The sequence below is a fragment of the Defluviimonas sp. SAOS-178_SWC genome (genome assembly GCF_039830135.1).
In the GTDB taxonomy this organism is placed as follows: domain Bacteria; phylum Pseudomonadota; class Alphaproteobacteria; order Rhodobacterales; family Rhodobacteraceae; genus Albidovulum.
Genome location: NZ_CP156081.1, coordinates 2,189,781 through 2,205,627, shown reverse-complemented (window position 1 = coordinate 2,205,627; position 15,847 = coordinate 2,189,781). Strand labels below are relative to the sequence as shown.

At 65.7% G+C, this 15,847-nt stretch carries 12 protein-coding genes and 1 tRNA gene; 6 read left to right on the top strand and 7 right to left on the bottom strand.

The window, feature by feature from the left end:
* Positions 1–128 precede the first annotated feature (128 nt).
* The 5 genes from ypfJ to V5734_RS11645 all read left to right on the top strand — a co-directional run bounded on the left by ypfJ (position 129) and on the right by V5734_RS11645 (position 5,593).
* Positions 129–971 (top strand): KPN_02809 family neutral zinc metallopeptidase, encoded by an 843-nt coding sequence (ypfJ, locus tag V5734_RS11665; RefSeq protein ID WP_347309835.1) that lies wholly within the window; start codon positions 129–131, stop codon positions 969–971.
* Positions 972–1,025: 54 nt separating this feature from the next.
* Positions 1,026–1,109: transfer RNA gene (locus V5734_RS11660), tRNA-Leu, on the top strand.
* 936 nt (positions 1,110–2,045) lie between these two features.
* Complete coding sequence (locus V5734_RS11655; RefSeq protein WP_347309834.1) at positions 2,046–3,941, top strand: Hint domain-containing protein; 1,896 nt, start codon at positions 2,046–2,048, stop codon at positions 3,939–3,941.
* 21 nt (positions 3,942–3,962) lie between these two features.
* Entirely contained in the window at positions 3,963–4,718 is a 756-nt protein-coding gene (locus V5734_RS11650) for a Hint domain-containing protein (RefSeq protein WP_347309833.1), read from the top strand.
* Positions 4,719–5,047: 329 nt separating this feature from the next.
* Entirely contained in the window at positions 5,048–5,593 is a 546-nt protein-coding gene (locus V5734_RS11645) for a Hint domain-containing protein (RefSeq protein WP_347309832.1), read from the top strand.
* Between the two features lie 15 nt (positions 5,594–5,608).
* Here the strand turns inward: V5734_RS11645 and V5734_RS11640 are convergent, their stop codons facing one another.
* A complete protein-coding gene (locus V5734_RS11640) occupies positions 5,609–6,208 on the bottom strand; it encodes a nucleotidyltransferase family protein (protein ID WP_347309831.1) in 600 nt (199 codons plus the stop codon).
* A gap of 187 nt (positions 6,209–6,395) precedes the next feature.
* Complete coding sequence (locus V5734_RS11635) at positions 6,396–8,822, bottom strand: GcvT family protein (protein WP_347309830.1); 2,427 nt, start codon at positions 8,820–8,822, stop codon at positions 6,396–6,398.
* A gap of 211 nt (positions 8,823–9,033) precedes the next feature.
* On the opposite strand from V5734_RS11635, the gene V5734_RS11630 reads away from it, so the two are divergent.
* Positions 9,034–10,611 carry an ArnT family glycosyltransferase gene (locus tag V5734_RS11630; RefSeq protein WP_347309829.1) on the top strand — a complete coding sequence of 526 codons (1,578 nt, stop codon included), beginning with the start codon at positions 9,034–9,036 and terminating at the stop codon, positions 10,609–10,611.
* On the opposite strand, the gene V5734_RS11625 is transcribed toward V5734_RS11630, so the two are convergent.
* The 5 genes from V5734_RS11625 to V5734_RS11605 form a co-directional block, all read right to left on the bottom strand.
* On the bottom strand, positions 10,580–11,875 hold the full coding sequence (locus V5734_RS11625) for a branched-chain amino acid ABC transporter permease (protein WP_347309828.1): 1,296 nt from the start codon (positions 11,873–11,875) through the stop codon (positions 10,580–10,582). The genes V5734_RS11630 and V5734_RS11625 overlap by 32 nt on opposite strands.
* Positions 11,872–12,882, bottom strand: a complete 1,011-nt coding sequence (locus V5734_RS11620) for a branched-chain amino acid ABC transporter permease (RefSeq protein ID WP_347309827.1) — start codon at positions 12,880–12,882, stop codon at positions 11,872–11,874. Before V5734_RS11620 ends, V5734_RS11625 begins: the two co-directional genes overlap by 4 nt.
* Before the next feature lie 3 nt (positions 12,883–12,885).
* On the bottom strand, positions 12,886–13,713 hold the full coding sequence (locus tag V5734_RS11615; protein WP_347309826.1) for an ABC transporter ATP-binding protein: 828 nt from the start codon (positions 13,711–13,713) through the stop codon (positions 12,886–12,888).
* Positions 13,710–14,504 carry an ABC transporter ATP-binding protein gene (locus V5734_RS11610; protein ID WP_347309825.1) on the bottom strand — a complete coding sequence of 265 codons (795 nt, stop codon included), beginning with the start codon at positions 14,502–14,504 and terminating at the stop codon, positions 13,710–13,712. The genes V5734_RS11615 and V5734_RS11610 overlap by 4 nt, the downstream gene beginning before the upstream one ends.
* Positions 14,505–14,610: 106 nt before the next feature.
* Positions 14,611–15,795, bottom strand: a complete 1,185-nt coding sequence (locus V5734_RS11605) for an ABC transporter substrate-binding protein (protein WP_347309824.1) — start codon at positions 15,793–15,795, stop codon at positions 14,611–14,613.
* Positions 15,796–15,847 lie beyond the last annotated feature (52 nt).

Here is a 15,847-nt window from a genome sequence, read left to right as displayed (position 1 = left end):
CCGAAATGCCCCGCGCCCTTAGGCCATGCGGCTGGGCCGGCGTCAAGCGCGTCGGGTCTTTCGGGGTCGCCGATAACAGGTTAGTGTTTTGGCGTTCGTGGTAACAGGCCGTTTCGGGGGGCTTTCGCATGAAGTGGCAAGGACGTCGCGGCAGTCGCAACATCGAGGACCGGCGCCGGATGAGCGCGGGCCGCGCCGGCGGTCTGGGGCTTGGCGGGATGCTCGCGGTGCTGGCGATCGGTTACTTCCTCGGCATCGACGTGACGCCGCTCTTGACGGGCGCGCCCATCGGCGGCACCCAGAATGTCGATCTGACCGAGGCCGACATGCGCGCGGCCGATTTCGTCTCGGTCACGCTCGCCGATACCGAGGATGTCTGGGGCGAGATCTTTACCCGGGAACTTGGCGCGACCTACGAGCCGGTGACGCTCGTTCTCTTCAAGCAAGTGACGCAGTCGCCTTGCGGAAATGCATCGGGGGCGACCGGGCCCTTCTACTGTCCGCTCGACAAGAAGGCCTATCTCGACACCGACTTCTTCGCCACGCTGGCCCAGCGCCTTGGCGCCGGGGGCGACTTCGCCGCCGCCTACGTGGTGGCCCACGAGATTGCCCACCATGTTCAGGACGAGCTTGGTATCCTCGGCGAGGCGAACAGGATCCGCCAGCAGTCGAGCGAGGCCGAGTCGAACGCGATCTCGGTCCGGATCGAGTTGCAGGCGGATTGCTTCTCGGGCGTCTGGGCACGGCATGCGAACGAACGCTTCGGCTCGATCGAAGCGGGCGACGTGGCCGAGGCCATGAATGCCGCGAAACAGATCGGCGACGACACGCTCCAACGCAATGCCGGACAGCGCCCGATGCCGCACACGTTCACGCATGGCACCTCGGAGCAGCGCCAGCGCTGGTTCGCGGCCGGATATCAGAGCGGCTCCATCGGCGCATGTGACACGTTCAGCGCCACCGAACTCTGAGCGGTTCAAGGCTCTTGTCTTGGCGCCGGCGGAGCGCTAGACCGCGTTCCGGTGGCCCGAGTGGCGGAATGGTAGACGCAGCGGATTCAAAATCCGCCGCCGCAAGGCATGCGAGTTCGAGTCTCGCCTCGGGCACCAAATTGAAATCATTGACGTTTTCGCGATATGACCGACGGCGGGAAAGTCGCCAAAATCCGGTTTTGTAAAACGCTTTGAGAGAATCATGGTTTGATCGCCTTCCGTTCTCGTCATGTCCCATAGTGCCCGGCTTCGACGTCGATCCAGATGGGATCAAAGTCGATCCAACTTCCCTTCCCCGCCTCGTGGCAAGCCATACATGCCCACGATCCAGATATGACGGAAGGCGTGCGAGTTCGAGTCTCGCCTCGGGCACCAAATCTTATTCCTTTGCAGTTTTGACCGGCGCGTCATGGCGAATCGTTGCGAGGTGCTCCTGCGGCGCCCGGAACAATCACGCGCCGAAACCGGATTTGGCGCCGGATTGTGCACGGATTTTCATCTGCCCCATTCTTGCCATATTTCCAGACAGTCCGCCGCTCGTCGGTTCCGGTTGTTTCTGAAATAGAAACGAGCACCTGTCGAAATAGACAGGTCGCCGCCGGGTGATCGAAGGAGCCCCGGTTGGAACAATCACAGGTTTCCCGAAAAACAAGGGCTTCGCGGCAGAGTCCGCCGTTTCGGGTTGGAAACAGTGGTTCTCCGTACACCCCGAGGTCCGGCGCAGAACTCCGGGTCTTGCAACAATCAGAACGCGAAAGGTGCCGCTTTTCCGACACTTTTCCCTTCCGCAACCCGGCTGCGGGCAGTAATTCTGGAGATGCCCTTGTGGGGGGCAGTGTGGTGGCTGGGTGAGGTGCCCCGCGATCCGTGGTCTGGGGACCGCGACAGCGATCGGGGCCGAAACAGTCTGAAAATTGCAGGGGGCTGACCTCCCTGCCGCTGGGGTGGAAACGATCCGTTTTCGCATTCAGCACAGTTTGTGCCGGGCCTGTGCCCGGGACGTCGTGTGGGTGCGCCTTCGGGCGAAGGGTTCCGGGTGGGGGAACGTTTGGTATGACGGTCATTGCGAGCTACGAGTTCGACGGTTCGGGGACGGGTCTGGACGATTCCGCCCCGGCCGCCGGACAGCAGCAGGGGGTTCTGCTGAACGGCGCGTCGATGGTGGGTGGCAAGCTGGTTCTCGACGGGCGGAACGATCACGCCAAGATCGCCACGTCGGAGGCGTTCCAGCTGTCGCAGGGCACGATCGAGCTTGTCTTCAGCCAGGCCTGCCATACCGGTCGCGGTGAGGACGCGATCCTCTCGCGCGACAGCGCCGGTATGGACAATGGCGGTCAGTTCAGCCTTGCCACGACGGCCTCCGGGGCGGTCGTGGTCCATCACAACACGGCGACACATGAGTACGTGTTTTCAACACCCGACGGCTTCTTTTCGAATGGCGACGCGCTCACGCTCAGCTATTCGTGGGACGCGTCGGGCAAGGGCGGCGCTTTCATCGTGACGAACGGGTCCACGGGGGCGACTTGGTCCGAGGCGATAGGCGCCGCCCTGACGATGGATATGGGCCCGTCCGACAACGAGCCGTGGGTCATCGGGGCAAGTGCCGAACGGTCGGCCGACGGGGCAGCCAACAACCTGACGGAGTTCTTTCGCGGGTCGGTCGACAGCCTCAGCATCTCTGACAGCGTCGACAACATTGCCGCCGCACTTGACGGCATCGTCGAAGGCACGGCGGGCGACGACCTGATCGACATCTCCTATCTCGGCGATCCCGAGGGCGACCGGATCGACGCCAACGATGCGATCCTGCCGGGGGCCGCGCCGAACGACGACTACGTGCTTGCCGGCGCCGGCAATGACACGGTCCTGGCCGGGGCGGGCAACGATCAGGTCTATGGCGAGGCCGGCGACGACTTTGTACGCGGTCAAGGCGGCAACGACTACATCGACGGCGGCATCGGTCAGGACACGCTCGACGGTGGCGGCGGCAACGACACCGTCCTGGGCGGGCGGGGCGACGACGTCCTCTTCGGTGATGCCGGCAATGACGTTCTGGACGGCGGGGACGGCGCGGACTACCTGCATGGCGGGACCGGCGACGATACGCTGACGGGCGGCGCCGGGGCCGATACCCAGTTCGGCTGGGACGACCGAGACACCTTCACCGGCACGACCCCCGGTGACAGCATCGATGGCGGCGAGGGCGGGGTCGATTACGACACGCTTGACCTTCGCGACTGGGGCAAGGCCCTGACCAACGTCATCTTCGACCCGTCGAACCCGGAAAACGGGATCGTGGAATTCCTCGATGCCCAGGGGAACATCGTCGGAACCCTCACCTTTGAAAATATCGAGAATATCGTGCCCTGCTTCACACCCGGAACCGCCATCGCGACGCCCCAGGGCGAGCGCGCCGTCGAAGATCTCAAGGTCGGCGACAGGATCGTCACCCGAGACAACGGCATTCAGGAAATCCGCTGGGTCGGTCAAAGGACGCTCGATTACGGCCAGCTTGCCGCGCACGAACATCTGAAGCCGGTCCTCATCTCGCAGGGCAGCCTCGGCGGCGGGTTGCCGGAGCGGGACATGCTGGTCAGCCCGAACCACCGCCTTCTCGTCGCGAACGAACGGACGATGCTCTATTTCGAGGAGCATGAGGTGCTCGTTGCGGCCAAGCATCTGGCGAACAGCCGGTCGATCCGGCCGGTGCAGACGCTCGGTGTGACCTATGTGCATTTCATGTGCGACCAGCACGAAGTGGTGCTGGCCAATGGCTGCTGGACGGAGTCGTTCCAGCCCGGCGATTATTCGCTGAACGGTCTCGGCAATGCCCAGCGCAACGAGATCTACGAGATTTTCCCGGAGCTTGAGCAGGCGGAGGGACGGAAGGCCTATACCTCCGCGCGCCGCACGCTGAAGCGCCACGAAGCGAGTCTTCTGCGTCACTGAGGCAAAGGGGGAGGGACGGCCATGCCGGGACTGGACCAGACAATCTCCGGAGCCTGGCCGCTTCTCCCCGGTGCGGCTCCCGCGGCGGTTCGGCTGGTCTACGACGAAGATGACGCGTCCCTCCGGCAGGTCGAACCACTGGACGCGAAGAATCGCTGCGCCGGGGAGGCCGGGTTGGATGGTCTCCTTCCCTGTGTTCCCTGTTTCACGCCGGGCGCCCTGATCGTCACCGGACGCGGCGAGTGTCCGGTCGAGGAGTTGCGGCCCGGCGACCGCGTGGTGACGCGCGATAGCGGGGTGCAGACGGTCCTCTGGACCGGCGCCTGCACCTATGGCTGGCGCGATCTCGGGCTCCTGCCGGTCTTGCGGCCCGTCCTCATCCGGGCGGGGGCGCTTGGGCGTGGATTGCCGGCGCGCGACCTCCTCCTGTCGCCCAATCACCGGCTGCTGGTGCAGTCCCGGGGCGAGGGAGGGACGGTGGCCGAAGAAGGATTGGTCGCGGCGGCCGACCTCGTCGGTCGGCCGGGGATCGATACCGTGGCGCCGGTCTCGGTCAGCTATCTTCAAGTTCTCTTCTCCCGTCACGAGGCCATTCTGGCCGACGGTGTCTGGACCGAGAGTTTCCGACCCGGCGCGGCATCGCTCGCCGCGATGTCGGACGTGGCACGGGCCGAGGTGTTGGCGATTCTGCCAGACGCAGGCGACGCGGGTTGGTCGGGGCCTGCGCCGGTCCGGCCGGAGGTTTCAGGACGCGACGTCCTTGCATTTTCCGCCTGATACAACCGTCTGCCCCTATGGGCGATCCGCGAACGGTATTCAACCCGCTATGGTTGTTTTTCCCCTGTAAATCGGGCCAATCCGGCGCCAAATGCCGTGCGACTGCCTTAATGGAGTCCGAATAGCGGGCTAAATCGGCAGTGACGCTGTGGTGTGGGCGTGACGTTGTGGTGTTGGGAGTGCCGGAGATGAACGGCGAGTCAAAAAGAACATCCGGTCGGCGTGTTGCGGCCGATGCGCCTTACGAAGGCCCGACGGGGCACAAGGCCGCCGCTCCCCATACTCCCTGTTTTACCGCAGGCACGGAAATCGCCACCCGACGCGGTCCGGTGCCGATTGAGGGCCTCTGCGTCGGCGACCGGGTCCTGACCCGCGACAACGGCTATCGCCCGATCCGCTGGATCGGCGCGCGCCGGTTCGACGGGGCGATGCTTGCCAACTACCCCGAGTTTCTGCCGGTGCGGATTGCCGCCGGCGCCCTCGGCGATGGCCGCCCGGCACGTGACATCGTGGTCAGCCCGCAGCACCGCATGCTCCTGACCGGGGCCGAGGCGATGGAGCTTGCCGGAGAGAGCGAAATCCTCCTCGCGGCCGTGGACCTGATCGGGCTGGGCGTCGCCGAACCTGCATGCGTCGACGCTGTGGTCTATGTCCACATCCTGTTCGACGCGCACGAGATCGTGTCGGCGAACGGCTGCTGGAGCGAGAGCTTCCTGCCCGAAGCGGCTGCGCTCGACGGTTTGCATCCGGCCCAGCGCCGCGAAATCCTGACGATCTTCCCTGAACTTGCAAACACCGAAGGGCAGGCGGCCTTCGACCTGGCGCGCGCCGCCTTCGCGCCGGCCGCCACGGTTACGGCCGCCATCGCGGCCTGATGCTTCGAAGCGATATCAAACGCCCCGCTGCCGCCACGCCTCCCAGTCTTCCGGGGTGTCGAGATCGGTGACCGCCCGACGCCCGGGCAGGGCGCAGGTCCTGAGCGTTTCGCCCTCCAGCACCACGCGGCCGCCGCGGTCGCCGGTGAGGACGGCCATTTCCTGCATCAGCCGCCGCGGAAAGATCACCGGATGGCCCGCCTCGCTGCCGTCTTCGGTGGTCGCGCGAAGGGGGCAGGTGGGGTCTTCGGCAAAGGTGGCGATCAGCCGCGCGAGGTCGTGGCCGTCGATCTCGGGCATGTCGGGCAGAAGCACCATCAGCCCCTCGGCCTGGCCAATCTCGTGCGCGCCCGCCCGTAAGCTCGCTGCCATGCCTTCATGCGCGTCGGGGATCGCCACGACACGCACGCCGAGCCCCATCAGGACGGCCCGCCGCGCCGGCAAGAGCGGCCCGGACGAGGGCAGGGTCACGATCACCTGGGCGCCGGTTGCCGCCGCTAGCGCCGTCGTGTGTCGCAGGGCCGGTTCGCCGTGGACCTCCTCCAGGAGCTTGTCGGAGCCGCGCATGCGGCGCGACGCGCCAGCGGCGGGAATGAGGATGGCAAGGTCCGTCATGCGGCGTCTCCTCCGCCGGGGCGCCCCGGATTGCCTGCATTCGATCTTGGCGCCAACTATCGGCCTGCAGGGCAGATGACGCAAGGGGGATGCCGGCGACGAAGGGCCGACGCCTCTCCCGGCCCTACGCTCGCGTTCGGGCCGTTCGTGGCCGGAAACGCTCCGCCGGAGCGTATCCGGGCGCCGCTCACCCCCGCATGCGGGCGCCGTCGGCGTCCCAGAGCGGGCCGGGGATCAGCCTGGCCTTGCGGCGGGTGCCGAGGATCTCGATTTCGGCCTCAAGCCCGTCGCGGATCAGATCGACCGGCAGGAATCCCATCGCCACGGATTGTCCGCTCCAGTGCGAATAGCCGCCCGAGGTGCAGAACCCGACGACCTTGTCGCCGACCCAGATCGGCTCATAGGCCACCACGTCGGCATCCTCCGCCTCGACCACGAAGGCGCAGCTCCGGCGCTTCGGACCTTCCGCCTTTTCCTTCAGGGCGGGCGCCTTGCCGATCCACTCCGCAGGTTTGTTCCAGCGGATGAAACGGTCGATGCCGGTCTCACCGGGGAAATAGTCCGGGCTGAATTCCCGCGCCCAGGAACCGAACAGCTTGTCGAGGCGCAGGGACATCATCGCGCGCATGCCGAAGGGACGCAGGCCCAGATCCCGCCCCGATTCCCAGAGTGCGTTCCAGAGCGCGCGCTGCTTCATGAAATCGCAGAATATCTCATAGCCGAGATCGCCGGTATAGCTGACGCGCTGGACGAGACAATCGACCATGCCGACCGTCAACTGTTTCGCATCCATGAACTTGAACGCCCCGCTAGAAACATCCGAGCGTGTCACCCGCGCCAGAAGATCGCGCGCCTTCGGGCCGGCGATCTGGAAACCGGTGATGCGGTCGGACATGTTCTCGACCGTCACGCCCTCGTCGAGGTTCGCCTCGAACCAACGCAGGTGCTGGTCCTGCGCGCCGTAGGAGCCGGTGATCTGGAATTCGGTCTCGCTGATGCAGGTGACGGTGAAGTCACCGATGATCTTGCCCTTGGGGCTGAGCATCGGCGTCAGGCTGAGCCGCCCCGGCTTCGGGATCGCGCCGGCCATGATCCGGTCGAGCCAAGCCCGTGCATTCGGACCGGTAACACGGAACTTGCCGAAGTTCTGCACCTCGTTGATGCCGACGCCCTCGCGCACGGCCAGAACCTCCTGCCGCGTTGCCTCCCAGGCGTTGGAGCGCTTGAAAGTCGGCGTCTCGTAGCGCGGCTCGCCCGGAAGAGCGAAGTAGTTGACGACCTCAAGCCCGTATTGCTGACCCCAGACCGCGCCCAGACCATCGAAGATGTCGTACATCGGCGTGGTGCGGAACGGCCGCGCGGCGGGGCGTTCCTCGTTCGGGTAGGAGACCGAGAACCGCATCTGGTAGTTCTCGATCACCTTCGGGACGGTGTAGCCCGGCGTCGTCCACTTGCCGAAGCGGGCAACGTCGAAGCCGCGCGGGTCGACCTCGGTCTCGCCGTGGATCATCCATTCGGCCAAGGATTTTCCCATGCCGCCGCCCTGGCTGAACCCGGCCATGACCGCGCAGGCCGACCAGTAGTTCCTGAGACCCGGCACCGGCCCGATCAGCGGGTTGCCATCGGGGGCGAAGGTGAAGGGGCCGTGGATCACGCGCTTGACGCCGGCGCGTTCGAGGACCGGGAAGCGGCGATAGGCGAAGGCGACGGAGTCCTCGATCTTGGTGAAATCCTCGTTCAGAAGCTCGTGCCCGAACTGCCACGGCGTGCCGTCGAGCGCCCAGGGCTCGCACGGTTTCTCATAGAACCCGATGCAGAGACCGCGGCCTTCCTGGCGCAGGTAGCTTTCGCCGCCCGGGTCCATGACATGCGGGAATTCCTTCCCGGTCTTCAGGATATCCATGATTTCCGGAATGTCGTCGGTCACCAGATACTGGTGCGCCATCGGCAAGAGCGGCAGGTAGACCCCGGCCATCGCCCCGACCTCGCGCGCCCAGAGGCCGCCGGCGTTCACGACATGCTCGGCATGGATGGTGCCCTTTTCCGTCACCACATCCCAACTGCCGTCGGCGCGCGGATTGGTTTCAAGCACCCGGTTGTGCAGCACGATCTCCGCCCCGCCCATGCGCGCCGCCCTGGCGTAGGCGTGGGTCGTGCCCGAGGGGTCGAGATGGCCGTCCAAGGGGTCGTAAAGCGCGCCGATGATGCCGTCGAGGTTCACTTGGCCATAGGTGAACTTCTCGATCTCCTCCGGCCCTAGGACCTCGGTGTGAAGGCCCATGTAACGGTGCTTGGCGCGTTCGGCCTTCAGCATCTCGAACCGGGCCTGGTTGTCGGCAAGAGTGATGCCGCCGACATGATGGAGCCCGCAGGACATGCCGGTGATCTTCTCCAATTCCTTGTAGAGCTGGATCGTATAGCCCTGAAGCGCGGCCATGTTGGTGTCGCCGTTCAGGGTATGGAAGCCGCCCGCCGCATGCCAGGTCGAGCCGGAGGTGAGTTCGGACCGCTCGATCAGGATCACGTCGGTCCAGCCGTATTTGGTCAGGTGATAGAGCACCGAACAGCCGACGACACCGCCGCCGATGACCACGACCTGTGCATGCGTTTTCATGGATGCGTTCCTTGATCTGTGCGGACGGGCCGCGCCGCTGTCTTCCGAAAAATGGCAAATGCCATGCGGAGCGGAGAGATTGTCTGCGACAATTTCGGTCGCATTCGGGGGATGCCGCGTCGAAATCGCTCATCTGCAACCCGGGATGGATGTGCCGGGGCGGTTGCAGCAGCTAGCAGGGACGAGTTGAGGCAGGCAGGCGGAGCGGGGAATGATTCTGTCCAGACTTCTGGGATCGCTTGCGCTTCTGGCCGTCGCGCTCGTGCTCTTCGTGGCATTGCGTCCCCTGCTGCCGATCGACGAGACGCGCTATCTCGACGTCGCCTGGGAGATGCGCCTGACCGGCGATCTTTTCCACCTGACACGGAACTTTGAGCTTTATACCCACAAGCCGCCCTTGCTGTTCTGGCTCATCAACCTCGTCTGGCAGGTGACAGGCGTGAACGAATTCGCTGCCCGCCTCGTGGCGCCCGGTTTCGCGGTCGCGTCGGCGGTGGCGATGGCGCGGCTCGGGCGACGGCTCTGGCCCGAGGACGGAGCGACGGGCGCGCGGGCGGTGCTCGTTCTCGCGGGCTTCACGGTGTTTCTCATTTACGCCAGCGCGACGATGTTCGACACGATGCTCGCCTTCGCGACAATCCTCGGAATGAGCCTACTGTGGCGGATTGGGGAGGGTGCGGGCGGCTGGCGGATCTGGGCCGGGTTCGGGGCGGTCCTTGCGCTCGGCGTCTATGCCAAGGGGCCGGTGATCTTCGTCCATCTGATGCCGGTACTTTTGACGATGCGGTTCTGGGCGGCGGCGCCGCCGCGTGTCGCCGATGCGGCACGGGGTTTCGGGGTGGCGATGGGGGTAGGGCTGGCTCTGGTCGCGCTCTGGCTCGTCCCGGCGCTTGTGGCAGGGTCCGCCGCCTACCGGCAGGAGTTGCTCTGGACCCAGTCGGCGGCGCGGGTTGCGGGCGGGATGGCGCATGACCGCCCGGTCTGGTTCCTTGCCGCGCTTCTGCCGGTGATCCTGTTTCCCTGGTGCTGGTCCTGGCGGGTTTGGCGCGGCGTCGCCGGCGAGGTGAAAGCCGGCGGGCCGGGGCGGATGCTGGCGATCTGGGCGGCCTCGGGTCTGGTCCTCTTTTCCCTCATCTCGGGCAAGCAGGTACATTACCTCATCCCGGAATTCCCGGCCGTGGCCTTGCTGATGGCGCGGGCGCTGAGGGTGGAGGGGCAGGGCGCGCGTGGCGGTTCGGTCGCCGCGATCTTGCCGGTTCTCATCGGCATCGCGGCGCTTCTTTTCGCGGCAGGGGTGCTGCCGGCATCCGGCGATCTGGCCGATCTGCGGCCGTTCTGGGCGGTGGCGGTCTTTGGCCTTCTCGCCATCGCAATCGGCATCGCCGGCTGGCGGCTGCCTCTGGTCCCGGGCCATGCCGTGATCGGAATCGGCCTCGCGGCCGCGCTGCATGTCCTGATCGCGACGAGCGGGCTCTACCGCGCCTATGACGCGGGCGAGATCGTGGCGCGGTTGCAGGCGGCCAAGGCAGGCGGGCTCGCCGTCGCGGGGATGGCCTACAATGCCGAGTTCAACTTCGGCGCTCGGCTCGACGCGCCGGTCGCGGTTCTGGCCGATGCCGACGCGATCCGAAGCTGGAGCCGCGCGCATCCGGGCGGGATTCTCTTCGGTCCCGTGGCCCGGTTTCCCGTCGAGGCCGCGCCCGAGGAGCAGCTTCGATACAACGGCCTCGACTACGGCTTCTGGCCCGCCTCTGCGGTCACTTCTCCGGGATCAGCCCCCTCGGGCTGAACCTGAGAACCAGCAGCAGGACCAGCCCCATTGTCAGAAGGCGCATATGCGCGGCGCTGTCCTGAAGATGGGACTTGAGGGCGCCGTCGGCCATGCCCGAGGTGATGAGGTCCATGAGCTGGTTGCCCCAGGGTTCGACCTTGATCCAGAGATACCAGATGAGGAAGCCGCCCAGGACGGAGCCCCAGTTGTTGCCCGATCCGCCGACGATGACCATCACCCAGACGAGGAAGGTGAAGCGCAGCGGGTTGTAGGTGCCGGGGGTGAGCTGGCTGTCGAGGGTGACGATCATGGCGCCGGCGAGGCCGCAGATGGCGGAGCCGAGGATGAAGACCTGCAGGTGCCGCCGGGTGACGTCCTTGCCCATCGCCTCGGCGGCGGTCTCGTTGTCGCGGATGGCGCGCATCATCCGGCCCCAGGGCGAATTCAGCGCCATCTGCGAGGCCCAGATGAGCGCGAGGAGGATGCTGACGAAGAGCCCGGCATAGAGGAGCTTCACCACCACGGTCGAGGCGGTGACCGGATCGGCGCCGAAGCCGGCAGCCCAGTCGACGAAGCCGGGATCGGCCTGGAGGTCGACCTCGTAGGGCACCGGGCGGGGGATCGAGATGACGTTCTTGACACCGCGCGCCAGCCAGTCCTCGTTCTTCATCACCGCGATGATGATCTCGCCGATGCCGAGTGTGGCGATGGCGAGGTAGTCGGAGCGCAAGCCCAGTGCGGTCTTGCCGATGACCCAGGCGGCCCCGGCGGCGAAGAGCCCGCCGACCGGCCAGGCGAGAAGCACGGGCAGGCCGAGCCCGCCGATATTCGAGTAGGTCGCGGGCTTGAACGCCTCGACCACCTCGACCGCGGGGTCGAAGACGGCCCGGTAGAGGAAGAAGCCGCCGATCAGCGTGACGAGAAGGGCGATGACGCGATTGCGGCCCTTGAGGCGCTGGTTGAGCGCGATGGCCAGCGCGATTATCGCGATCCCGAGGATGAGGCCGAGGATCAACCGGTAGGCCCCGTTCGCGGTCCAGACCTCGGTCACCGGAGGGGTGGCGACGAGGACGGGGGCGAGCCCCCCCAGCGCCACGAAGCCGACGACACCGACGTTGAAGAGCCCGGCATAGCCCCACTGCATGTTCACGCCAAGCGCGAGGATCGCCGAGATCAGCCCCATGTTGAGGATGCCGAGCGCGGTGTTCCAGCTGGCCGTCGTGCCCTCGATGAGAATCAGCGCCGCGACGAAGGCGAAAAGGAGGATGTTGCGCAGGTTCATACCGATTTCCCCTTGAAGAGGCCGGTGGGCTTGAAGAGGAGCACCACGATCAGGATCGCGAAGGAGACCGCGAACTTGTAGTCGGTCGAGAGAAGCTGGGCGAGCCCGTCGGGGGCGAGACTTTCAGGCAGGACATAGGTCGCGACCTTCTTCCAGGCATAGGTGAAGCCCACTTCCGAGAACGCGATCAGGAAGCCGCCGGCGATGGCGCCAAGGGGGCTGCCGAGGCCGCCGACGATGGCACTCGCGAAGATCGGCAGGAGAAGCTGGAAGTAGTTGAAGGCCTTGAATGCCTTGTCGAGCCCGTAGAGCGTGCCGGCGATCGTGGCGAGGCCGGCGGCGATGATCCAGGTCACGGCGACGACCCGCTCGGGGTTGATGCCTGAGAGAAGCGCCAGATCCTCGTTGTCGGAATAGGCGCGCATCGACTTGCCGGTGCGGGTCCGGTTCAGGAACCAGAAGAGCGCCGCGACTACGATGACGGCGGTAACGATGGTCAGCGCCTGCGTGGAGCGGAAGGCGAGACCCTCGGCGAGGCCCGTCGCCTTCTTGAACTCGCCCGCGTTGATCAGGAACCGCGCGCCGTCGTCGAAGCGGATCTCGTTGACGCCGATGACGAAGCGGGTGACGCCGTTCATGATGAACATCACCCCCATCGAGACGATGACGAGGATCACCGGCGCCGCCTTCTGTTTCCGGTAGAAGCGGTAGACCGCGCGGTCTGTGCCAAGAACCAAAGCCGCCGTGATGGCAATGCCGAATGGCAGGGCCAGAAGCGCGGTCGGCAGCGGGCCGAGATGGATCCCGAGGCCCTGCATCCACCAGGTCACGAGGATCACCATCCCGGTGCCGAAGGCCATCGTGTCGCCATGGGCGAAGTTGGAGAAACGCAGGATCCCGTAGATCAGCGTTACCCCGAGGGCACCCAGCGCGAGCTGAGCGCCGTAGGCGGTGGCGGGGATGATGACGAAATTCAGAAGCGCGACAATCGCGTTGAGGAAATCCATGCCTCAGCCCCCCAGGAAGGTACGGCGGACCTCCGGATCAGCGAGCAGCGCCTCTCCGGTATCCGTGTAACGGTTGGCGCCCTGGACGAGGACGTAGCCCCTGTCGGCGATCTCGAGCGCTTGCCGCGCGTTCTGTTCGACCATGAGGATCGAGATGCCGGTGCGGGCGACCTCGATGATCCGGTCGAAAAGCTCGTCCATGACGATGGGGGAAACACCGGCGGTCGGCTCGTCGAGCATCAGGAGCTTCGGCTGGGTCATCAGCGCCCGGCCCACCGCGACCTGCTGGCGCTGGCCGCCTGAAAGCTCGCCCGCCGGCTGGCGGTGCTTGTCCTTGAGAATCGGGAAGAGGTCGAAGACCTGCTCCATCGTCCGCCGGAAATCGTCCCGACGGAGGAACGCGCCCATCTCGAGGTTCTCCTCGACCGACATCGAGGGAAAGACGTTGTTGGTCTGCGGCACGAAGCCCATACCCTTGGCCACCCGGTCCTGCGGGGTGAGCTGGGTGATGTCCTCGCCGTCGAGCTTCACATGGCCGCCGCGCAAGGAAAGCATGCCGAAGACCGCCTTCATGGCGGTCGACTTGCCGGCGCCGTTCGGGCCGACGATGACGGCGATCTGGCCCTTTTCGACCGTCAGCGTGCAATCGTGCAGGATGTCGGCGGCGCCGTAGCCGCCGGTCATGTTCTCGGCCGCGAGGAACGGGCCGCCGGGGGCTGAAATGGCGCGTCCGCCCTTCGCGGGGAACTCCAGTTCACCGCCGCCCGCCTTGGTGACCGAGCGGTCCTTGTTGCCGCGGTCGTCTTGATAGGGATTGCCCGTGCCGCTCATGCCCCGGCCTCCGCTTCCGCCTTGACCTTGTTCTTCAGCCCGCGGCCGAGATAGGCCTCGATCACCGCCTCGTTCTGCATGATGCTGTCGGCCGAGCCCTGGGCGAGCACCTTGCCCTCGGCCATGACGATGACCGGGTCGCAGAGGCGGCCGATGAAGTCCATGTCGTGCTCGATCACGCAGAAGGTGTAGCCGCGTTCCTTGTTGAGCCGCACGATGGCATCGCCGATGGTGTTCAGGAGCGTGCGGTTGACGCCGGCGCCGACCTCGTCGAGGAAGACAATCTTCGCTTCCACCATCATCGTGCGGCCAAGTTCCAGAAGCTTCTTCTGGCCGCCCGAAAGGTTGCCGGCACGTTCGTCGGAAAGGTGTGAAATCGTCAGGAAATCAAGGACTTCGTCGGCCTTCTTCGCAAGAGCGTGATCCTCCTCGCGGATCCGCTTGCGCGCAAACCAGGTGTTCCACAGCGTCTCGCCCGCCTGGCCGGCGGGCACCATCATCAGATTTTCCCGCACCGTCATCGAGGAGAACTCGTGCGCGATTTGGAAGGTTCTGAGAAGCCCCTTGTGGAAGAGATCGTGCGGCGGCAGGCCGGTGATGTCCTCGCCGTCCATGATCACGCGGCCCGCGGTCGGCTGGTAGACCCCGGCGATAACGTTGAAGAGCGTGGACTTTCCGGCGCCGTTCGGGCCGATGAGGCCGGTGATGGAGCCCTTTGCAATCTCCAGCGACGCGCCGTCGACGGCCCGGAAGCCGCCGAAAAGCTTGTGCAGATCCTCGACGATGATCATGCGTTCCCCCATTCTCCGCGTTACATCAAGGATGTCCGCGAAGTTCTTGTTATTTTTACGGAAAGGCAGCCCGACTCTGCCGGGCTGCCTTCTTCCGTCCGGACGGTCAGCGGAACTTCACCGTCTCGTACTTGCCGTCCTTGAACTCGATCTCGCGGTAGTTGCCGGCCGATTCACCCGGTCCGATCAGTTCCACCGCCGTGGCGCCGACATAGTCGATGTCGGTGCCGGCCGCGATCAGTTCGAGGCCCTTCGCAAGTTCGCCCGGGAAGATCTCTTCGCCCGGCGCGTTGGCCACATCCATGACCTTGCCGGCGAGGTCGCCCGAGGCCGAGGAATTGGCCGCCTGCATGGCGAACATGATCAGCGCGGCCGCGTCATAGCTTTCCGGCGCGAAGGCGCTCGTGCCGTCGAAGCCGGCAGCCGCCGCCATCTCCTGGAACTTGGCGGCACCAGGGCTGTCGGTGCCCGGATAGGCGCCATAGGAGCCGTTGAGTTCGGCGCCGAAGTTCTCGTTCAGCTTCTCGCCGACCATGCCGTCGGGGAAGTAGAAGGTCGAGAAGGCGCCGGTGTCGAGCGCGCCGCGCACGATGCCCGAGCCGCCCTGATCGACATAACCCGCCACGACGAGCACGTCGCCGCCCGCCGAGGCGAGCGCGCCGACCTCGGCCGAGTAGTCGGCCTTGCCGTCTTCATGCGCGGCCGAGATGGTGACGGTGCCGCCGGCCTCTTCCCAGTTGCGCTGGATGGCTTCCGCCAGACCCTTGCCGTAGTCGTTGTTGGTGTAGGTGATGGCGATGGAGGAAACGCCGTGATCCTTCAGGATGTCGCGGACGATTTCACCCTGGCGCGCATCCGACGGCGCGGTACGGAAGAAGAGGCCGTTATCCTCGGCGGTCGAAAGCGCCGGCGACGTGGCCGAGGGCGAGATCATGACGACGCCGTTCGGCACCGCGACGTTGGCGAGGATCGCACCCGTCACGCCCGAACAGTCGGCGCCCATGATCGCGTTGATCTTGTCGGTCGTCACCAGACGCTCGGCCGCGGCGGTCGCAGCGGCGGCGTCGACGCAGGTCGAGTCGCCGCGGATCGAGGTCACGGTGGAGCCGCCCAGCAGCTTGCCCGAGTCGGTGACTTCCTTCATCGCGAGCTCGGCGCCGGCACCCATCGCCGGGGTGATCGATTCCAGCGGCCCCGTAAAGCCGAGGATCACCCCGATCTTGATATCTTCCGCCCCGGCGGTCCCGGCCAGAAGGGCCAGCCCCGCGGTTGCGGCGAGAAGCTTTTTCATGTGTTTACTCCCTAGTTGCAACTTTGTGCTGAAGGCAAATTAGAGTGCGTCT

Excerpts from the sequence above, each read along its gene's own strand:
- ypfJ (WP_347309835.1), top strand. The coding sequence starts at position 129 with ATGAAGTGGCAAGGACGTCGCGGCAGTCGCAACATCGAGGACCGGCGC.
- V5734_RS11655 (WP_347309834.1), top strand. The coding sequence starts at position 2,046 with ATGACGGTCATTGCGAGCTACGAGTTCGACGGTTCGGGGACGGGTCTG.
- V5734_RS11650 (WP_347309833.1), top strand. The coding sequence starts at position 3,963 with ATGCCGGGACTGGACCAGACAATCTCCGGAGCCTGGCCGCTTCTCCCC.
- V5734_RS11640 (WP_347309831.1), bottom strand. The coding sequence starts at position 6,208 with ATGACGGACCTTGCCATCCTCATTCCCGCCGCTGGCGCGTCGCGCCGC.
- V5734_RS11635 (WP_347309830.1), bottom strand. The coding sequence starts at position 8,822 with ATGAAAACGCATGCACAGGTCGTGGTCATCGGCGGCGGTGTCGTCGGC.
- V5734_RS11630 (WP_347309829.1), top strand. The coding sequence starts at position 9,034 with ATGATTCTGTCCAGACTTCTGGGATCGCTTGCGCTTCTGGCCGTCGCG.
- V5734_RS11625 (WP_347309828.1), bottom strand. The coding sequence starts at position 11,875 with ATGAACCTGCGCAACATCCTCCTTTTCGCCTTCGTCGCGGCGCTGATT.
- V5734_RS11620 (WP_347309827.1), bottom strand. The coding sequence starts at position 12,882 with ATGGATTTCCTCAACGCGATTGTCGCGCTTCTGAATTTCGTCATCATC.
- V5734_RS11615 (WP_347309826.1), bottom strand. The coding sequence starts at position 13,713 with ATGAGCGGCACGGGCAATCCCTATCAAGACGACCGCGGCAACAAGGAC.
- V5734_RS11610 (WP_347309825.1), bottom strand. The coding sequence starts at position 14,504 with ATGATCATCGTCGAGGATCTGCACAAGCTTTTCGGCGGCTTCCGGGCC.
- V5734_RS11605 (WP_347309824.1), bottom strand. The coding sequence starts at position 15,795 with ATGAAAAAGCTTCTCGCCGCAACCGCGGGGCTGGCCCTTCTGGCCGGG.